The organism is Streptomyces sp. NPDC002057, assembly GCF_040296665.1.
In the GTDB taxonomy this organism is placed as follows: domain Bacteria; phylum Actinomycetota; class Actinomycetes; order Streptomycetales; family Streptomycetaceae; genus Streptomyces.
The window spans coordinates 164,701-183,644 of sequence record NZ_JBEOXR010000003.1 but is presented as its reverse complement, the minus strand read 5'-3'; the positions used below and the strand labels follow the sequence as shown (position 1 = coordinate 183,644).

Here is an 18,944-nt window from a genome sequence, read left to right as displayed (position 1 = left end):
TCCTCGTGTTGACGTGTGGGGCGTCAAACGTTCGAGACAAACCCTGTGCGGGTTGGCAGGAGCAAATCAAGAGGGAACCAGGGGTAAGGGCTTATTCAACAAGGTTTCTTAAAGTCCTCTCCGCATCGTCTCCACAGTGCGCACGTCTTCTGGCCAAGTCCTCCGGGAAACGGTCACGTTCCGGCGTCCGCGCCGTCACGGGCCCTCGGCGGGCCCGGGCGGGGGAAACCCGTCGAGATCGCCCTCCTCCGTCGCCAGGGCGTGACCGAGGAGGTGCAGCGGGCCCGCCTCGATGCCCGCCTCCTCCATCACCCGCCAGTGCGCCAGCGCGATCCCCGCGTCCACCAGTCCGTGGACCAGGGGGAGTTCCGGGTGGGCGGCGTGGAGCAGGGACTCCAGACGGCACGAGGCGACCGTGCCGGGAAGCCAGGTGCGCGCCGCGTACCCCGCGGCGGCGGCCGGCGGGAGGTCCGGTGCCGTCCTGCGTTCCACCGCCCCTACGGACAGCAGGCCGCCCCCGACGAGCAGGACGTCACGCCGCTCCCGCATCCGGGTCAGCGCCTCGGTGGTGTCGAAGCAGTGCGGGAACGAGTCGTCGACGACGATCGTGCCCGGCCGGAGCCCCGCCACGTCGAGCACCGCACCGCCCCCGCTGACGGCCGTGACGATGAGACCGGCCTCGTACGCGGCGGGGGGCAGGGCCGGACCCGAGGCGTGGACCTCCACGTTCCGGGCCAGCCCCCGGGCCATCAGGTCCTCGGCCAGACTCCGCAGCCGTGCCGCACTCCCCGCGACGTCGCAGAGGAGCAGCCGGGCGGGCGGCTCGTCCGCCGTCGTCAGGAGCAGTTCGAGGGAGGAGCTGCCGATGGAGCCCAGGCCGACCACGGCCACGGTGAGGCCGCCGAGTTCCCGGCCGGTCCGGGTGAGCGCGGCGTGGACGGTCTTGACGACGGACACCGCCGTCGCCGCGTGCCCGGTCGTGAGCGCCGTCGAGGCGCCGGTGCCGGTGTCGGTGTCGGCGGAGGCGCCTGGGGAGATGCCGGCGGAGGCGCCGGTGTCCATCTCGCGCAGGACGCCGAAGCCGTACGCCGTGAGGGAGGGGATCATGCCCGCGAGCGAGACGCAGCGCGCACCCAGGGCCGACGCGTACGCGACGGCTCCGGCCGTCCGGTCGGCCAGGTCGGGCGTCGACGCGAGCTCGTCGGCGAACAGGGGGAGGCAGACGAACCCGGACCGGCCGAGCGGGGTGCTGATCTCCTCCACGAGGCGGGGGCGCCCGTCCGGGAACAGTAGCCGCCGGAGGTGCTCGCGCGAGGCGGCGTCGGCCACCGGCCCCCCGAGCGGGACGAGTTGACCGGGCGGCGGCAGGTACCCCACGAGCGCCGAGTCCAGGACGCCCTCGTCCGCCGCCCCGGCCAGCTCCTTCCGCAAGGCGTCGGCGAACGCGTCGAAGGCCCCCGGGTCGGGGAAGGCGGCGGTGGACGCGCGCAGGGTCACCCGCACCTCTCCCGCGCCGACCGGCCGCACCGCGAGGAACGTGTCCGTACCCACCGGAGGCGGCGCGAGGACGGCGTCGCCGTCGTCCCACCGCATGCTGAGGGTCTCGCCGCTCATCGGACCGAGGGCCGAGAAGTCCAGGAAGGTGAAGAAGAACTGGGCGGCCGCCGGCAGCCCGAGCTCCCCCGAAGGAGCCCGCACCCCTTGTGTACGGGCCGCCTCGACCTCGTCGACCACCGCACGCAGGTCCTCGGCGAAGGTTCGGGCCGTGTCCTGGCCGGGCGGCGGACCGGGCCGGAGCGGTACGGCGGCGGCGTACGGGCCGAACACCCGAGAGGTATCGGGCCGGGCGTCGTCCCGGCCGGAGACGGCGAGACCGATGATCAGATCCCGCTGCTCCGCCGTCGCGGCCAGCGTCCGGTAGTACGCGGTGAGGACCGGGGCGAAGAGCGTCGAACCCGCCGCCGTGGCGATCCGGCGCAGGACCGCGACCTGGTTCTCCTCCAGGGTGAACCCGGTGGAGCGGTACGGCGGGGCCGCCGGGTCCGTGCCGGGCGCCCGGGCGCCGGACCGGTGCCCGAGGACGGGGCGGCGATAGGGCGCGTCGAGCCGGGCCCTGTCGCCGCTCTCGCCCGCCACGCGCTCCTGACGGGCCACGTGATCACGGAACGTACCCCTCAGCGGCGGGAGTTCGGCCGACTCGCCCCGTACGACACGGTCGTAGGCGGAGAGGAGCTCCCGGCCGAGCAGCGCCACGCTGTAGCCGTCGCCGATCAGATGGTGGGCGTGCACGACGAGCGCGTGCTCGTCGGGTCCCAGGGTGAGCAGCCGCAGACGGAGCAGCGGCCACGCCCACGGCTCGAAACGCCGCTCCCGTTCCTCGGCGACCCGGTCCGCGAGAAGGCCGGGTTCGGCGAGGGTCTCGAAGTCGACCGGGAGCCGCAGGGACGGCGGAAGCTCCTGCTGCACCGGCGGCCGCACCCCGGCGGGGAAGACGGTCCGCAGCATCGGATGGCGCACGACGCAGGCGTCGACGGCCCGCTGGAACGCCTCGGGCCGCAGGGGCCCGTCCACCCGCAGACACGCGAGCCACGCCGTGTCCGAACCGGGGGCCATGGCCTCCGCGAGCAGGAAGCCGCGCTGGGAGGGCGTGAGCGGGAAGGGGGCGGGCCCGTGGAGGCCCTCGCCCTCACCGGGCGCGGACCGGGTGTCGAGAGGCTCTTCGTCCGTGCCCGCGCGGTCGATGGCCGCGGCGAGTGCGGCCAGGGTGCGATGCCCGTACACCACCGTGGGCCTCGGCAGGGACAGGGCCGGGATCTCCTCCCGCAGGCGGGCGAACACCTGGAGGACGAGCAGGGAGTCGCCGCCGAGCGCGAAGAAGTCGTCCTCGCGCCGGACCTCCTCCGCGTCGAGGAACTCGGACCAGACGCGGGCGAGGAGGACCTCGGTCGGTGTCACCGGACGCGTTCCCGGCGAGACCGGCTCGGATGCGGGCACGCGGCCCGGACCGGTGCCGGACGGGGGGCCGGAGACGGGGGCGGACACCGAGGCGGGCGCGGGCGCGGTGAGCCGGGCACGGTCGATCTTCCCCGTCCCGGTCAGGGGGAGTTCGTCGAGGAGGCGGATCCGCGCCGGGAGCATGTACTCCGGGAGCGACCTGGCCAGATGGGCCCGCAGAGCCGTGGAGTCCGGCGCCGCGACTCCCGGCCGGCACGCGACGAAGGCGCTCAGCCGTTCGTCACGGTGCACCACGGCGGCCCGCGCGACCGCCGGATGCGTCAGGAGCACCGACTCGATCTCGCCGGGCTCCACCCGATGCCCGCGGATCTTCACCTGGTCGTCGAGGCGCCCGAGGAACTCCAGGACGCCGTCGGCGTCACGCCGGACCCGGTCGCCGCTGCGGTACCAGCGGCGCCCCTCCCGCACGGTGAACGCGGCGGCGGTCAACTCGGGCGCGTGCAGATAGCCGGGGGTGAGTCCCACGCCGGAGATGAGGAGTTCGCCCGGCTCTCCCGGCGCGCTGCTCCTCCCGTCCGCCGTCACCACGTCGACCTCCGTGCCGGTGAGGGGGGTGCCGATGGGCAGGGCCCGTACGTCGTCGGCGGGGCGGCTGTCGACGATGTGGAAGGTGGCGTTGATGGTGGCCTCGGTCGGCCCGTACAGGTTCGCGATCCGGTGACCGGGCCCGAACAGGTCGTACCAGCGGCGTACATGGGCGGGCGGCAGCGCCTCGCCGCCGACGTGGATCCAGCGCAGGGCCGACAGGTCCGGCGGGGGCGCGCCGTCCCGCACCCGGGTCTCGGCGGCCTCCAGGAGCCGGGACCACAGGCTCGGGACCGAACTCCACACCGAGACGCGGGCCTGTTCGACCCGGTCGAGCAGCGCTTCGGGGTCACGGAGCAGCCGCCGCGGCAGGGTGACCACCGTGGCCCCGACGAGCAGGGGCGCCAAGATCTGGCGTACCGACGCGTCGAAGCAGACCGAGGCCGTCTGGGCGAGCCGGTCGCCTTCGCCGTACCGGAACGTGGCCAGCGCCCAGTCGAGGTAGTTGGTCATCGAACGACGCGTGATCGGCACCGCCTTGGGGCGCCCGGTGGAACCGGAGGTGAAGATCACGTACGCGAGGGAGTCGGGTCCGGCGCCGGGTATCGCCACCTCGGCTCGGTCGGACGACGACAGGGCCGGCGGCTCGGACCACGGTGCGGATGTCCCCGCGGACCACGGCTCGGGCGAGGGGGCGTCGGCCGTCACGAGCGTGAGGTCCGCGGCCGTGGCGAGGCTGGTCGCCGCCTCCCGGGTCGCGGCATGGCAGACGAGAGCACGGGCGCGGGACCGATCCAGCTGGTCGGCCAGGCGCGCCGGGGGATGGGCCGCGTCCAGCGGTACCCAGCCGGCGCCGGCCCGCAGGATGCCGACCACACCCACCACGGTGTCGGCGCCCGGTGCGGTCAGCAGCCCCACCAGGTCGCCCGGGACCACGCCTCGGGTCCGCAGCCGGGCGGCCAGCGCGTCCGACGCGCGATCCAGGTCGGCGTAGGTGAGGACGCCGTCCCCCGTGTCGACGGCCACCACGTCCGGCGTCGCCCGGAACTGGGCACGGAGCCGGTCGACGATGTCGGGGCGGACGCCCGAGGGACCGCCGAGGGGGACCGGGACGGTCGACCGCCCGGCGGATACGGGGGAGTCGGGGGCGTCCGTGAGTCCGGCCTGTACGGGGGAGTCGGGGGCGTCCGTGAGTCCGGCCTGTACGGCGGAGTCGGGGGTTTCGGTGGGTGCGGCGGCGGCCTCCGTGAGCCCCGCGGCGGCGGCGAGTTCGGTCAGGTGCTCGCGCGCGAGCCGCGCGATCGTGGTCCGGTCGAACAACCGGGCGGGGAAGTTCCACGAGAAGGCCAGTGCCCCCTCGGACTCCCAGCAGAGCAGGCTCAGCCGGGTGGCCGCGGAGGCCGTCCCCGCCGAGGTGGGACGGACCTCCACCGGGCAGTCGGGGGCGAGGGAGACCGGGAACCGGGCGAAGCTGAACGACGCGGGTGAGGCCGTACGCGGTCCCGCCCCGTCCGGAGGAAGGAGCCGGGCGAGATCCGGACTCGTGAGCCGCCCGTGCCGCTCGCTCTCGGGCCACGCGTCACGCAGCCGCGCCGCGAGGGTGTACACCGAGTCGTCGGGGCCGACGTGGACGGAGACCGGCAGGGTGTCGGCCAGCGGTCCCACCAGCCGGTCGATGCCGGGCAGCCGGGTCTCGCGGCGGGCCCGAGCCACGTTGACGGACACGGCCTCCCGGCCTCCGCTCCACCGGGACAGGCAGCGCGCGTACGCCGCGAGGAGCAGGTGGAACAGCGACACGCCGTGTGCCGCGGCCACCTCGCGCAGCGCGGCCGACAGTTCGGGATCGGGGGTCACCTGGTGGGCGAGGAGCGGGGGTTCGGGCAGGCTCAGCGGATCACCGTCGTACGGCAGCGAGAGCGGTTCGCCCCTCCGGGCGAGCATTTCGCGCCAGTACGCCCGGTCCTCGGCGAGCACCGCCTCGGACCGCTCGGTCCGCATCTGCGTCGCGTACGCGGCGAAGGGGGCGGGGGGTGGCGGTAGTTCCGGGGAGCGCCCCTGCGACAGGGCCGTGTAGAGGGCCCAGAGTTCCTCGCCGAGCACGTTCAGGCTGTAGCCGTCGGCGACGGCGTGATGCACGACGAGCACGAGTCGGGCGGCGCCGGCGACCGCGGAACGGACCAGCACCGCGCGGATCGGCGCCTCCGAGGTGAGATCGAACGGACGGTTGCACAGGGCCTCTTCGAGCCGGGCCGTCTCCCCGCCGAAGACATCGGCGGAGTCGGCGGAACCGACGGGGGTACCCGCCGGGGCGGCGGGATCGGCACGGTGCGCACCGGGCAGGTCGTGGACCTCGTACCACTCGGGCAGAGCGTCGTGGCCGCCGGGCGGGACAGCGGCCTGGGTGGGCTCCGGCTGTCCAGGGCGGGCCAGGAACCGGATGCGGAGCATCGCGTGGCGGTCGGCGAGCAGGCCCAGCGCCCTCCCGAGCAGGTCGGGGTCGAGCGGACCGCGGACGTCCTGCGTCACGTACCCGTAGGCCGCGACGTCCGGGTGCAGCCCGCCCTGGGCGTGGAAGGCGAGCTGGACCGGCGTCAGGGCGAAGGGCAGACCGTCGTCGGTCGTCCGTTCCGCACCGGGTCCGTGGGTGGCGACGGCACGGTCCTGAGAGTCGCCCAGCTGACGGGCGAGTTCCCCCAGGGTCCGGTGTTCGAAGAACAGGGTGATGGGAAGGTCGCGATCGAGTTCCTTCTCCAGCCGCTTGACGAGATCGACGGCCATGAGCGAGTCCAGCCCCAGGCCCAGCAGCGGCACGTCGTCACCGAGGTCCTCCGGGGCCACGCCGAGCGCCTCGGACAGCAGCCGCCGCAGGACCTCCGCCAGAACGGGCGTGCCCTCCGCGCGCACACCACCCGCTTCCCCGACGGGTGTTCCGAGAGGGTCGAAGGACGGGGCCGGTGGACGCGGCGGGTCGGCACGACGCACCGGCTCGGTGGACGGAGCGACCGTCGGTACGACGACGCCGGCGCGGGTACGACGGGTGGCGACCCGCCCCGGATCGGCGACCATCAGATGGGCGGCGTCGGTCCCACAGGCGGCCCGCAGAGCCTCCAGCGCCTCGGCGGTCGCCAGCGGCGCGGGCCCGCGTGCGGCACCGGGGCCCAGGGCGGGCGCACCCGTCGAGGCGAGGAGCCCCGTCTCGGCGAACGCGGCGAAGTTCACCGCCTGCCACGGCTGCCCGGCCGCGCGCTCGGCGGCGGCGAAGGCGTCGAGGTAGGCGTTGGCGGCGGCGTAGTCGCCGACGGCCCCGGCCAGCCCCGGCAGTACGGAGGCGACGGAGGAGAACGCCACGCAGAGGGCGGGGCGCAGGCCGTGCCGGTGGAGTCCGCGCGCGAGCAGATGAGTGCCCCGCGTCTTGGCCGCCAGGACCTCGGCCACCTCCCCGGGCGTCTTGGCCCGCAGGGTGCCGGGCCGGACCACACCCGCCGCGTGGACCAGCACGTCGAGACGGGGAAGACCCGCCAGCAGCGCGTCCACGTCGCCTTCGCGCGCCACGTCGGCGGCGACGTACTCCACGGTGGCGCCGAGCGAGCGGAGCTCGGGCAGCAGCCCGGCGGGGGGCTCGGCCGAACGACCCGACAGCACCAGGGTCGGCCGGCCCCGGCCCGCGAGCACGCGGGCCAGCGCCGCGCCGACCCCGCCGGCGCCGCCGGTGATCAGATACACGCCGTCGCCCGGCAGCGCCGCCCGGGGCCCATGTTCCGTGGCGACCGGCTCGACGGTCCGGCCCAGACGTCGCCCGGCCCGCCAGGCGATGGCGGTCGCGGGCCGATCCGCGCCCCCGTCCGGCGGCGCCGCCCCCGGACGGGCGGCGAGTTCGTGGTGGAGCGCGTCGAGCCTCGCGTCGACCCCGTCCGAGGAGGACAGGTCGACGCTGTGGGCCGAGACTCCGGGCACCTCCTCGGGCAGCGCCAGGGTCAGCCCGGTCAGGACCGCCTGCGTGGGGCACGGCCGCTCGGGCCCGGCGCCGGTGACATGGACGTCCTCGGTGACGACGAGCACGCGGGGCCGGTGGCGGACGAGGTGCGGCAGCAGTTCCTGGAGGTGCTCCACGAGGGCCCGGTGCGCCGTGTCGAGCGCGGCGGCGCTGTCCGTCTCCACGGTCGGACCGGCGAGCAGCACGACCACTTCGGGACCGGGCAGGGCGGAGGACGGAGCGGCGAGGGACCCGCGGTCCGCCGCCCCGCCGTCCGGAACGGCCCCGACCCGCCCGACCGTGACCCCCCGCTCCGTCAGCCGCGCCGCGAACGCCCGGGCCAGCGGCGAGTCGGGCCCGGCCAGCAGGACGGAACGCGGCCCGGAGCCGACGGTCAGCGGGGCGTCGTCCCACCCGAACCGGTGCAGCAGCGGCCGGGGAGCGGCGGCGGGCCAGTAACGACGCCGCTGGAAGGGGTACGTCGGTACGGAGACCCTGGACCGCCCGGCATCCAGCGATGTCCGGTCCAGCGGCACACCCCGCTGCCAGAGCGCGCCCACGGTCTCCATCAGACCGCGCGCGCCGTCCCGGTGGCCCGCCGAGAGCGCGACCGTGCCCGCTCCGCGCGGGTGCGCCGCCACGACGGAGCGCACCGGGCCGCGCAGGGAGGTGGAGCCCAGCTCGACGAACGTGTCGTACCCCTCGCCGATCAGTCGGTCCACGGCCGCGCCGAACCGGACGGGCCGCCGCGCGTGGTCCCGCAGATAGGCGGGGTCGAGTTCCCGTCGCCACGCGGCGGTGACCGTGCTGATCAGAGGTGTCGACGACGGCCGGAGCGCGAGAGCCCCCGCGGCGTCGGCGAGCGGGCCGAGGGCCGGTTCCACCAGGGGCGAGTGGAAGGCACGGGACACCCCGAGGCGGCGGGCGGCGATGCCCCGCGCGGTGAGCTCGGCGACGGCGCGCCCGATGGCCGCCTCCGTACCCGCCAGGACGACCTGCTCGGGACCGTTGACCGCGGCCACGCTCAGCGCGCCCCGGGCCTCGGCCACCAGGTCGGCCACCGTCTCCTCGGCGCACCGCACGGCCGCCATGGCACCCGGGGCGCACAGTTCCGCCATCAGCCGGCCACGCTCGGCGGCGAACCGCACGGCGTCACCGAGCGAGAGCGTCCCCGCGACGCACGCGGCGGCGATCTCGCCCACGCTGTGACCGGCGACGGCGTCCGGCGTGATCCCCCACGCCCCCAACTGGCGGGCGAGCGCGACCCCGTACGCGACGAGGAGGGGCTGGGCGATGTCGGTCCCGGCGAGCATGTCGGGCGACACGTCGGGGTCGAGGCACCAGGCGGCGAGGGAGCGGCCGCCGATGACCCCCGCGTGGCCGGACGCCTCGTCGAGCGCCTCCCGGAACGCGGGGGCGTGGGCGTGGAGCGCGCGGGCCTGGCCGTCGGGCCGTACACCCTGCCCGGGAAGCAGGAAGACCAGACGTGCCCGAGACACCACGGGGGCCGCCGGGGCAGGCGCCCTCCGGTCGCGCACGGCATCGAGCCGCTCGACGAGACGGGCGAGTCCGCCGCGGACGAGGGGGCTGCGGGCGGGGCCGTCGTCGGCGTGGTCGTCCCCGTGGAGGAGGTCGTCCCCGTCGAGGAGATCGTCGCCGTCGACGGCGAGGGCGAGACGGTGGGGTCCCTCGTCACGCGCCCCGGCGACGGCGGCGCACACATCGCCCACGTCGAGACCGGGGTGGTCCCGCAGATGGTCCGCGAGCGCGGCAGCGGCGGCGCGCAGCCCGTCCGCCCCGTCCGCACCCGCGCCCTGCGCCGACAGGGTGAGCAGATGGGGGCCGCTCGACGGCGCCCGACGCGGCTCGGTCCGGGCCGGGGCCTCCTCCAGTACGGCATGGGCGTTGGTGCCGCCGAAGCCGAACGCGTTGACCCCCGCGACCAGCGGCCCGGGCGCCGTCCACTCCCGTACCTCGTCCACCAGGGCGAAGCCGCGACCGGCCAGGTCGAGCGCGGGAGCGGCCCCCTGGGCGGGTCCGATCCCGGGGCCGCCCTCGGGGACGGCCCGGAGCGGCGACGGCGGCAGCCGCCGGTGACCGAGGGCGAGGACCACCTTCACCAGGCTCGGCATTCCGGCGGCGTTGAGCAGATGCCCGACGTTGGTCTTGACCGAACCGAGCAGCCGCGGCCGCCCGTCGGAGCGCGGCGGAAAGGCGTGCGCCAGCGAACGGACCTCGACGGGGTCGCCGACCGGCGTACCCGTGCCGTGCGCCTCCACGTACGACACGCTGCCGGGGTCGACCCCCGCGTCGAGGTACGCCTGCGTGATGACCTCACGCTGCGTCAGGGGATTGGGCGCCATCAGGCTCAGCGAGCGGCCGTCGTTGTTCACCGCCGTGCCCCGGAGCACCGCGAGCACCGGATCACCCGCCCGCTCCGCCTCCTCCAGACGGGTCAGGACGATCGCCGCCCCGCCCTCCCCGGGAACGAAACCATCGGCCGCCGCGCCGAACGCGTGGCAGCGCCCGGTGGGGGACAGTGCCTTCGCCTTCTCCAGGAGCGCGTACCCGGTCGGCGTCAGATTCAGGTGTACGCCGCCGACGACCGCGAGGTCGCACTCACCGGCCTGGATGCTGCGCCGTGCCAGGTGCAGCGCGACCAGCGCCGACGAACACGCGGTGTCGACCGCGAGCGCGGGTCCGGTCAGGTCCAGACAGTGCGCGACACGGGCGGCGAGCATGTTGGGCAGGTTCCCGGTCAGCGCCGACGCGGGCAACTCCGACCCCTCAGGGGCCTGTTCGAGGACGCGACGGTAGCCGCTGTCCCCGGCGGCGACGAAGACGCCCACGCGCCGCCCCCGCCGGCGGGGGCCCGCGTGACCGGCCCGCTCCAGGGCCTCGTGCGCGAGTTCCAGGAGGATGCGCGCCTGAGGGTCGGCCGACCGGGCCTCCTCCTCGCCGATGCCGAAGAACCCCGCGTCGAAACCGGCCGGCTCGTCGAGGAACGCGCCCCGGCGACCGTCACCGTCCGCCGGGTCCGCCCACCGTCCGTCGGGCACGCCGGTGACGGCGTCGTAGCCTTCGAGGAGCCGCTCCCAGAACGCCTCGGGGGTATCGGCCCCCGGAAAACGACAGGCGATGGCGGAGACGGCGACGACGGGCGCGGCGTCGGCACGGGCCGGCTCCGGCGCGGGACCTTGCGATCGCACCTCGGGACGGCCGGTGCCGGCAGACCCGACGAAGCTCCCGGTGCTCCCCGTACCCTCGACGCTGCTACCCGTGCTCCCTCTGCTCCCCATGTGCCCCGCGCTCTCGGCGGACTCGGTGCTGTCGGCGGTCTCGGCGGTCTCGGCGGTTCCGGTGTGGAGGAGGAGCCCGGCGAGCGCCGCCACCGTCGTGTGGTCGCGGATCTCGGACGGACGCAGCGTCACCCCGAACTCGTCCTCCAGAGCGGCCAGAACCTCCATCGCCTTGAGGGACGAGCCGCCGAGCGCGCGGAAGTCGTCGTCCGGCCCGATCGCCTCGACCGGCAGCGCGAGTACGCGCCCCCAGACGCGGACCACGACAGCCTCGACGTCCTGACGTGCCCGTGGCGCGGGCGACGACGCGTCGTCCCGGCGCTGCACCGCGGTGAACCCGTCCCGTGCCCCCGCCGAAGTCACACCCCGCTGCCCCGGCAAGGAGACGCCGTCGCCCTGTCCCGGCAACGAGCCGTCCCCCCGCTGCCCGGGCAAGGCGCCGTCGCCCCGCCGTGCCCCCGACGAGCCGCCGCCCCGCGCGACCACCCCCGTAGCCCCCCGCCCGGCGATCTCCGGATACTCCCCGCCCTCGAAGCGTTCGCGCAGCACCCCGCGCCGTATCTTCCCGCTGGTCGTACGCGGGAACGCCCGTACGGGAACGGCCAACACCCGCACGTCGTCGTGGCCCAACGCCTCACGGACCCGCCCCGCGACCGCCCGCAGCAGGACCGGGAGCGCGGCGGACGACAGCACCACGGGCGCGGGCGCGACGAGGACCACCACCCGCTCGCCCCCGTCCGCCGGATCGGTGGAGCCGACCACGGCGACCGGGCAGCGACCGAGCCCCGGCGTGCCCCCGGCCACCTCTTCGAGATCCGCCGCGTGGAACGTCCGGCCGTCGACGAAGAGGACGTCCTTGGACCGGCCGGTCACACAGAGCCGTCCCTCGCGCAGGAACCCCACATCACCCGTGCGCAACCAGCCGTCGACGAACGCGTCCGCCGTGGCCTGCGGCGCGCGGTGATAGCCACGGGCCAGCTGGGGACCGCGGACCTCGATGTGGCCGACGCGGCGTTCCCCGACGGGGTCACCCGCGTCGTCGGTGATCCGCACGACGCACCCGGGCACGGGTCGGCCCACGTCCATCAACTCCACCGCTTCCGGACCGGGGGAGGTGTCCACGGCCCGTCCTCGGCCGAGCGCGGCCCGGTCCAGGGCGAGCGGCCGTGCCACCTCGCCGGGCGGGGGGAAGGTGACGGCGAGGGTCGCCTCGGCGAGGCCGTACACCGGCTGTGGCGCGCCCGCCGCGAGCCCCGTGGGCCGCATGCGCCCAACGAAGGCCCCCCACACCGCCGGGGAGATCGGTTCCGCGCCCACCAGGATCATCCGTACGCACGTGAGGTCGAGGCGGGCGAGCGCGTCCTCCGGTACGCGCCGCTCGACGAGCGCCAGGGCGAAGTTGGCCGCCGAGAGCAGGGTCGCCCGGTGCCGCGCCGCCGCCTCCAGCCACCGCACGGGCCGCTTGGCGAAGGTCAGGGGCTCCACGCGTACCTGCTGGATCCGCGCGGACAGCGGGACGAGGTGGGTGCCGATCAGGCCCATGTCGTGGAAGTACGGCATCCAGGTGGCCAGGACGTCCGTGGCGGTGACGCCGGCCGCGGCGCGTATCTGGGCCAGATTGGCCAGCACGGCCGCGTGCGTGAGTTCGACCCCCTTCGGCGCTCCCGTACTGCCGGAGGAGAACTGCAGGAACGCCACGTCATCCGGTGCCCGCTCCGGGAGCGCCCGCGGCGCGGGGTGTTCCCGCAACCCGCCGAGGGCCAGGGAGCGTACGGAGTCGGGCAGGGCGCCGAGCAGCGGCGCGGTGGACGGGCCGACGGCGACCGGCGGCCCGTCGAGGAACTCCCAGACGGGCAGCACCCGCCGTACGTCAGGGGCGAGCGGCACCGGTACGAGCCCGGCGGCGACGGCGCCCCAGAAGAGCGGCAGGAACTCCTCGCTCCGGTCGGCCGGCAGGACCACGTGACTCCCGGGCGTCAGCCCGGCGTGGAGGAACCCGCCGGCGACGCGCAGCGCGTCGCCGAGCAGCGCACGGTAGGTGACGGTCCGTTCGCCCCCACCACCGGCGCCATCCGGTGCGCCGTCCCCGGCCCCGTCTCCGCGCACATGGACGATGCCCCGGCCGGGCGCGGCCTCCGCCGCACCCGCCAGGACATGCCACAACACCGTCTCGCCGTTGCCCCGCATCTACGCCCCCGTGGATCAGGTACCGGTCGATCCCGGCCCGGTCTGGTCTGCGGTAATGATGACTGATCTTCATCCCACGGGCGGCAGCGGCCGGTGCCCCTCCGAGGCGCCCCTCCGGTGCGCCGTGTCAGACGGCGATCCGGAGGACGTCCGCCACTGCGTCGAGGGCGGCGCGCCACGGATACGTCGCCGGGTCTCCGTGCCCGGGCTCATGGGGGACGAAGCCGCCCTCGCCGTACACGACCCTGACCCCGGCGCCCCGGAGCGTCTCGACCGAGCGCTCGAACTGGGGATGGGCGACGAAGGCGGAGTTCACACACGGCATCATCGCCATGGGGACGCCCCTGCCGATGCCCTCGGCCACCACGCCGACGAGCCACTTGTCCGTGATGCCCAGAGCCGACTGGTTCACCGTGTTGAAGGTGGCGGGCGCCACGACGATCGCGTCCGCCCGGGGCCACAGGTCGGGCTCGCCCGGAAGCCGGTAGTCCCAGCGCACCGGGTGGCCGGTGAGGGCGGCCAGGCCGTCGAGGGAGTGCGCGAGCCAGCGCGCCGCCGTCGGGGTGAGACCGAGGCACACGTCCCAGCCGTCGGCTTGTGCCGCCTCGATGACGCGGGCGACGTCGAAGACGGGCGAGGCGGCGCTGCTGAACAGGTACAGGGTCCGAGAATCCATGGCCCCATCCGATCACAGGGAGGTGCGGCGCCCCGCCGGGAGCCGGGGGCGGCGACGCCACGACACCCGCGGGCGCGGGGCGCCACGGCGCCCTGACGCGACCACCGCCGCACCCGGAACGCGGGAACGTCCGTCAGGTCCGTCCCCTGCCGCGCCCGGCGGCGGACCGCTACCGTGGTCCCATGGCACGGGAGATCAGGATCGAGATCAGCGATGAGGCGTACGAGGCGCTGGAGCGTGTCGCGGCCGAGAAGCACGTGCCCGCCGAGGACTACGCGGGCCGGGTGCTCGACGCCGACCTGACGCGCACGCGGTTCCTCGAAGGCGCCCGTTCCTTCGTCGCCGAGCACGGCCACGCCTTCGCGGAGCGATTCGATCGCCCCACGCAACACAGCGCCGACGCCGTCTGAGCCGGGCGGGCCCCACCGTGCTCCTCCAGATCGACCTGTCCTGGCTGCTGGACGTCGCGCAGCAGGAGATCCCCGGCGACCCCGGGATATCCGACTGGGGATCGCTCGAAGCGGCCCGCGCCCGCCACGTCTTCCGCGTGATGGACATGCCGGTCTACGACCAGCCGCACGACCGTGCCGCCGCGCTCCTGGAACAGCTCGTGCGTGTCCCGGCCCTCGAACACTCCAACGAGCTGTACGGGGTGGTCGTCGCCGCGGCCTACCTGCACGCCTCCGGGTACCCGGTCGGTGTGACGGCCGAGGAGGCCATCGACCTCGTGGAGCGGGTGGCCGAGGGACGCGTCGACGTCCGGGAGGTCGCGGCCGTCCTGCTGGAGTGGACAGGCTGACGGAGGGGAACCGCTAACCCGGGGGAGCGGCGGGGGAACGGTCGCCGGCCCGTCCCGTGAGCGAGCGGACGAGGCCGAAGGCGGTCGTCAGCCAGGCGGCCACGGCGATCCACAGCAACACCCGGCCGACGGTGGACAGCCAGGTGATGTCCGTCGCCGCCGAGGTGGAGAGAGCGGCCACCGCGGTCATGCCGAGCGGGAAGACCGTGGACCAGCGACGGACGTCGTACGCGAGGCGCGGCCGGACGAACTCGCCGCACAGCAGCACCGCGTACCACGCCAGGTCGAGTCCGAGCAGCACGAGCGTCACCGTCCGCACCCACGTCTCCGCGTCGCCCGACCACACGCCCGAGGCGAGGAGCTTCGACCCGGTGAGTGCCGAGATCGCCATGGCGCCACCCGCGATCCACTGGTCGCCCGCGCCCGTCACGACCTGGCGGAGGTCGAAGCGGGCGAGGGCTTCGACGTACAGCACGAGGCCCAGCAGGAAGAGGGCCAGCGCGGTCCACGCGAGCCAGTCGCCGGCCTTCGGCACGAGGACGGCGGACAGTACCGCGAGCCCCTGGGTGGCGACGCAGATCAGGAACGCGGCACCGGGCGCCGGGCGCTCCAGACGGCGCAGCACCGTCCTGAGCAGGACCGGCCAGACCAGGACGGCGAGCAGGAGGAGCGCCACGGCCACAGGCGTCGCGCCGAGGAGTTCGTAGCGGACGCCGAGCACGGTGGTCGCGGCCACGGCGGTCAGCGCGGCCGGCGTGTCGGCACTCGCCTCCCACCGGCGCCGGTCGCCGAGGAGCAGGGTCGCGAAGTCCCACGCGAGCAGCAGCCACAGCGCCGTGGCCAGGCAGAGCGCCACCACGGAGAGCACGTCGAACCCGGCCAGGTACAACCCCGCCGACAGGATCCCGGTCGCCATGACCGTGGCACCGGCGGCGGGAGGGAGCGTGGCCCAGCGGCCGCCGCGCGGGGTGGAGCCCTGCCCGTTCACGCGGCCGTCGCTGCACGGCCCCGGACCCCGCGGGCCCGCCCGCCGTGACGCCGACGGCACCTCACGTACCGGCCCCGATCCGGTGCGGACGCTGGTTCCAGCCCGCGATCACCGGCAGGCCGTGCTCCGTCGACAGCCGTCCGACGGTCGCCGTCGTGAGGAGGAACAGACGCCCCTCGGACGGCGGAAGGTCCAGATAGCGGGCGGTGAGCACCCGCAGCAGATGAGCGTGGGCCACCACCACACCGTCCTCGTCGCTGTCCGCGAGCGCGGGTGCCACCCGGGCCAGGACACGGTCGGCGCGCCGCCCCACGTCCTCGGCCGACTCCCCGGGGCGCCCGTCCGCGTGCGCGGGCACGCCGTCGCGCCACAGCGACCACTCCGGCCGGTCCTCGTGGATCTGCGGGGTGGTCAGCCCTTCGTAACCGCCGTAGTCCCACTCGTACAGGTCCTCGTCTTCCACCGCGCCGCCCAGACCGGCCAACTCCGCCGTGCGCAGGGCCCGGCTCGAAGGGCTGGTCAGAACGAAGGCGAACGAACGGTCCGCGAAGAACGGGGCCAGCGTGCGTGCCTCGGCCTCGCCGTCCGGGGTGAGGGGGAGATCGGTACGGCCGGTGTGCCGGCCCGTGGCACTCCACTGCGTCTCACCGTGGCGGATCAGGAGGAGGTCACCCATGACCGCGCTCCTCCCTTCGTGCCGTGCGTCACTCCTGGAGGTCAGGCCCCACCGTAGCTCCTCGGCACCGCGCGCGCCCTCCGCCACTCCACTTCCTCGGCGGCCAGCGGGGCGTGGACGCCGTACACGTCGCCGACCCGCAGGTTGTCCGGCGTGCTGTACTCGCCGTAGGTGCCGATGACGGTGACCGCCACGCGGGAGTCGGGCTGCCAGAACGTACGGAAGTACGGGGCGTTCGCCGGGATCTCCGGGATCTCCAGCAGCGGGACGCCACGCCGCTCCAGCAGGCGCCGCAGCTTGTCGAACCGGAGCCTGGGAGCGAAGCGCCCGTACCGCGCGCGGAGGACGCCGTCGACGAGCGTGCGGTCCCGGTACGCGAGCCTGTGCACCTTCAGGGTGAAGTGGTGCCCGGACCAGCCGTGGTCGACGGACTCGCGGTCCCAGTGGAACTCGACGAGACCGTAGTCGCGGCACATGGCCAGGTCGCCGAAGACGTTCTCACCGAAGTCCCGCCCCAGGGCCCCGGTGACACGGTCGGGAGAGTCCGAGGGGCCCACGCCCAGCAGGGTGCCGGTGGTGACGACGTCCACGTAGAACGCCAGGGAGTACGGGGTCACGGCTGATCCTCGATGTGGTGCGGTCCCACGTGACAGGGGCGGTTCCACGGGGAGCCGCAGGACGCGCCGGCGGCGCGGACGCCCAGGATCGGTCCACGCCCGAGCGGCCGTCAACCCGTGGCTGTACGACCGGGGTCGACACCGGGGCCGCGGGATTGTCAGCACCGGTCGGACGACGGGAGGGGCACCGCGAAGGCACCTTGTTCCTGTGATCGAAGTCAACGAGCTCACGAAGCGATACGGCGGCACGACCGCCGTCAAGGACCTGTCCTTCACCGTGCGGCCGGGCCGGGTGACCGGGTTCCTCGGCCCGAACGGCGCGGGCAAGAGCACGACGCTGCGCATGATCCTCGGGCTGCACGAGCCCAGCGGCGGCACCGTCACCGTGGACGGCCGTCCCTTCCGCGATCGGCCGCGCGGCCTGCGCCACGTCGGCGCCCTGCTCGACGCGCACGACGTGCACGGCGGTCGCAGCGCGAGGGCGCAGCTGACGGCACTGGCGTTGAGCAACCGCATCCCGCGCCGGCGGGTCGAGGAGGTGCTGCGGGAGGTCGGCCTCGCCGATGTCGCCGGGCGCCGCATCGGCGGATTCTCGCTCGGCATGAAACAGCGGCTCGGCATCGCGTCGGCCCTGCTCGGCGATCCGCCGGTGCTGCTCTTCGACGAGCCGCTCAACGGCCTGGACCCCGAGGGCGTCAAGTGGGTCCGCGGCCTGTTCCGGCGGCTCGCCGCCGAGGGCCGCACCGTGTTCGTGTCCAGCCATCTGATGTCCGAGATGGAGCACACGGCCGATCAGCTGGTCGTCATCGGCCGGGGTGAGCTGATCGCGGCGGAGAGCCTCGCGGAGTTCTCGGCCCGCGGCACGCGCGGGAGCGTCGAAGTGAGCACGCGGGCGGCGGCCGCCCTGAGGGACCTGCTGGTGGCCGAGGGCGCGACGGTGGAAGGGGGCCGGGACGCGGACGAGGCCGGAGACGGGCACGCGGGCCGGAGCGGACACGGGGACCGGCTGACCGTCACCGGCCTGACCGCGGACCGGCTGACCGTCACCGGCCTGACCGCGGACCGGATCGGCGAGATCGCCCTGGAGAACTCCGTCCCGCTGCGCGGGCTCACCACCCGTTCCGCGTCCCTGGAGGACGTGTTCATGGAACTCACCGCCGACAGCGTCCAGTACCTCGCAGGAGAATCCCGATGAACCCGACCAGCGCGACGACCCCCGCCACGACCGCCGGCCCGGACGCCGGCACGCGGGCGGCCCACGGCTCCGCCGACCGCCGCGACGCCGTCGGACCCCGCCCGCCGATCCCGGAGCCCCGGCCCCGCTTCCGCGATCTGGTCGCCTCCGAGTGGGTCAAGCTCCGCTCGCTGCGGTCGACCTGGATCGCCTACGGGGCCACCGTGCTGGCCGTGATCGCCTTCAACGTGGGCACGGCCTGGGACACGTACAAGTACTGGACCGAGGAGAGCGCGAGCGACCGGGCCGACTTCATCCGCGACGGGATCCCCCTGCAGCTGGCGTTCACGGGGAACGCGGCCACGGTCATGATGCTGGCCCTCGGGGCCATCGGCGCCCTCGCGATCGTGGGGGAGTACAGCACGGGCACCCTCCGTACGACGTTCGCGGCCGTCCCGGACCGCCGTGCGCTGATGGCGGCCAAGGCCGTCGTCGTCGCGGCGGTCGCGACCGCCTTCGGCACGCTGGTCGCGGGCGCCTCGTTCGGTCTCACCCAGGCGATCCTCGACGGCAAGCGGCTGGGGGTCTCGCTCGGCGACCCCGGCGCCGTGCGCCTCGTCCTCGCTTCCGCGCTGCTCGCCCCGGTGTGCGCGCTCGTCGGCCTGGCGATCGGGACCCTCCTCCGCCACACGGCGGCCACGATGATCGTCATGGTCGCCGTCGTCCTTGTCCTGCCCGTCGCCCTCACGGACGGCCGGTACTGGTCGGCGGTCGCCGGCCACACCCTGCCCTTCAGCGCCTGGGTGCGGCTCGCGGAGTCCGGTCCCGCACCGACACCCTTTCCCTGGACCACCGGCGGAGCCTGGACGGTCTACGCGGTGTGGGCGGTGGCGGCGGCCGCGGTGGCGATCGTCGGTGTGCGACGGCGCGACCTGTGAGATCCCCGGGGGTCTCCCGGGAGCGGCGGGGCGGTCCGCTTCCGGGTCCAGAGCCGGCGGCATCGTCGGCGTCGACC

9 protein-coding genes are annotated in these 18,944 nt (G+C 75.0%); 4 read left to right on the top strand and 5 right to left on the bottom strand.

Features of this window, described 5'->3' with window-relative positions; translation table 11 throughout:
* Positions 1-195: 195 nt before the first annotated feature.
* Both ABT129_RS04135 and ABT129_RS04130 read right to left on the bottom strand, forming a co-directional pair.
* Entirely contained in the window at positions 196-12,999 is a 12,804-nt protein-coding gene (locus ABT129_RS04135) for a non-ribosomal peptide synthetase/type I polyketide synthase (protein ID WP_351896264.1), read from the bottom strand.
* Positions 13,000-13,126: 127 nt separating this feature from the next.
* Positions 13,127-13,675, bottom strand: a complete 549-nt coding sequence (locus ABT129_RS04130) for a flavoprotein (RefSeq protein ID WP_351896261.1) — start codon at positions 13,673-13,675, stop codon at positions 13,127-13,129.
* Positions 13,676-13,857: 182 nt separating this feature from the next.
* Here ABT129_RS04130 and ABT129_RS04125 point away from each other — a divergent pair, with 182 nt between their 5' ends.
* Both ABT129_RS04125 and ABT129_RS04120 read left to right on the top strand, forming a co-directional pair.
* Positions 13,858-14,085 (top strand): hypothetical protein, encoded by a 228-nt coding sequence (locus ABT129_RS04125; RefSeq protein WP_351896259.1) that lies wholly within the window; start codon positions 13,858-13,860, stop codon positions 14,083-14,085.
* A gap of 17 nt (positions 14,086-14,102) precedes the next feature.
* Positions 14,103-14,474: a fic family toxin-antitoxin system, toxin component gene (locus ABT129_RS04120; protein WP_351896257.1), complete on the top strand. Its 372-nt coding sequence runs from the start codon at positions 14,103-14,105 to the stop codon at positions 14,472-14,474.
* Positions 14,475-14,487: 13 nt separating this feature from the next.
* On the opposite strand, the gene ABT129_RS04115 is transcribed toward ABT129_RS04120, so the two are convergent.
* The 3 genes from ABT129_RS04115 to ABT129_RS04105 all read right to left on the bottom strand — a co-directional run bounded on the left by ABT129_RS04115 (position 14,488) and on the right by ABT129_RS04105 (position 16,755).
* Entirely contained in the window at positions 14,488-15,462 is a 975-nt protein-coding gene (locus tag ABT129_RS04115; protein ID WP_351896254.1) for a tellurite resistance/C4-dicarboxylate transporter family protein, read from the bottom strand.
* 61 nt (positions 15,463-15,523) lie between these two features.
* Complete coding sequence (locus tag ABT129_RS04110; protein WP_351896252.1) at positions 15,524-16,138, bottom strand: histidine phosphatase family protein; 615 nt, start codon at positions 16,136-16,138, stop codon at positions 15,524-15,526.
* Between the two features lie 41 nt (positions 16,139-16,179).
* Positions 16,180-16,755, bottom strand: a complete 576-nt coding sequence (locus ABT129_RS04105; RefSeq protein WP_351896250.1) for a hypothetical protein — start codon at positions 16,753-16,755, stop codon at positions 16,180-16,182.
* A gap of 208 nt (positions 16,756-16,963) precedes the next feature.
* Here ABT129_RS04105 and ABT129_RS04100 point away from each other — a divergent pair, with 208 nt between their 5' ends.
* Positions 16,964-17,950 carry an ABC transporter ATP-binding protein gene (locus tag ABT129_RS04100; protein WP_351896248.1) on the top strand — a complete coding sequence of 329 codons (987 nt, stop codon included), beginning with the start codon at positions 16,964-16,966 and terminating at the stop codon, positions 17,948-17,950.
* Complete coding sequence (locus tag ABT129_RS04095) at positions 17,947-18,867, top strand: ABC transporter permease (RefSeq protein WP_351896246.1); 921 nt, start codon at positions 17,947-17,949, stop codon at positions 18,865-18,867. Before ABT129_RS04100 ends, ABT129_RS04095 begins: the two co-directional genes overlap by 4 nt.
* The last annotated feature ends 77 nt before the right edge of the window (positions 18,868-18,944 follow it).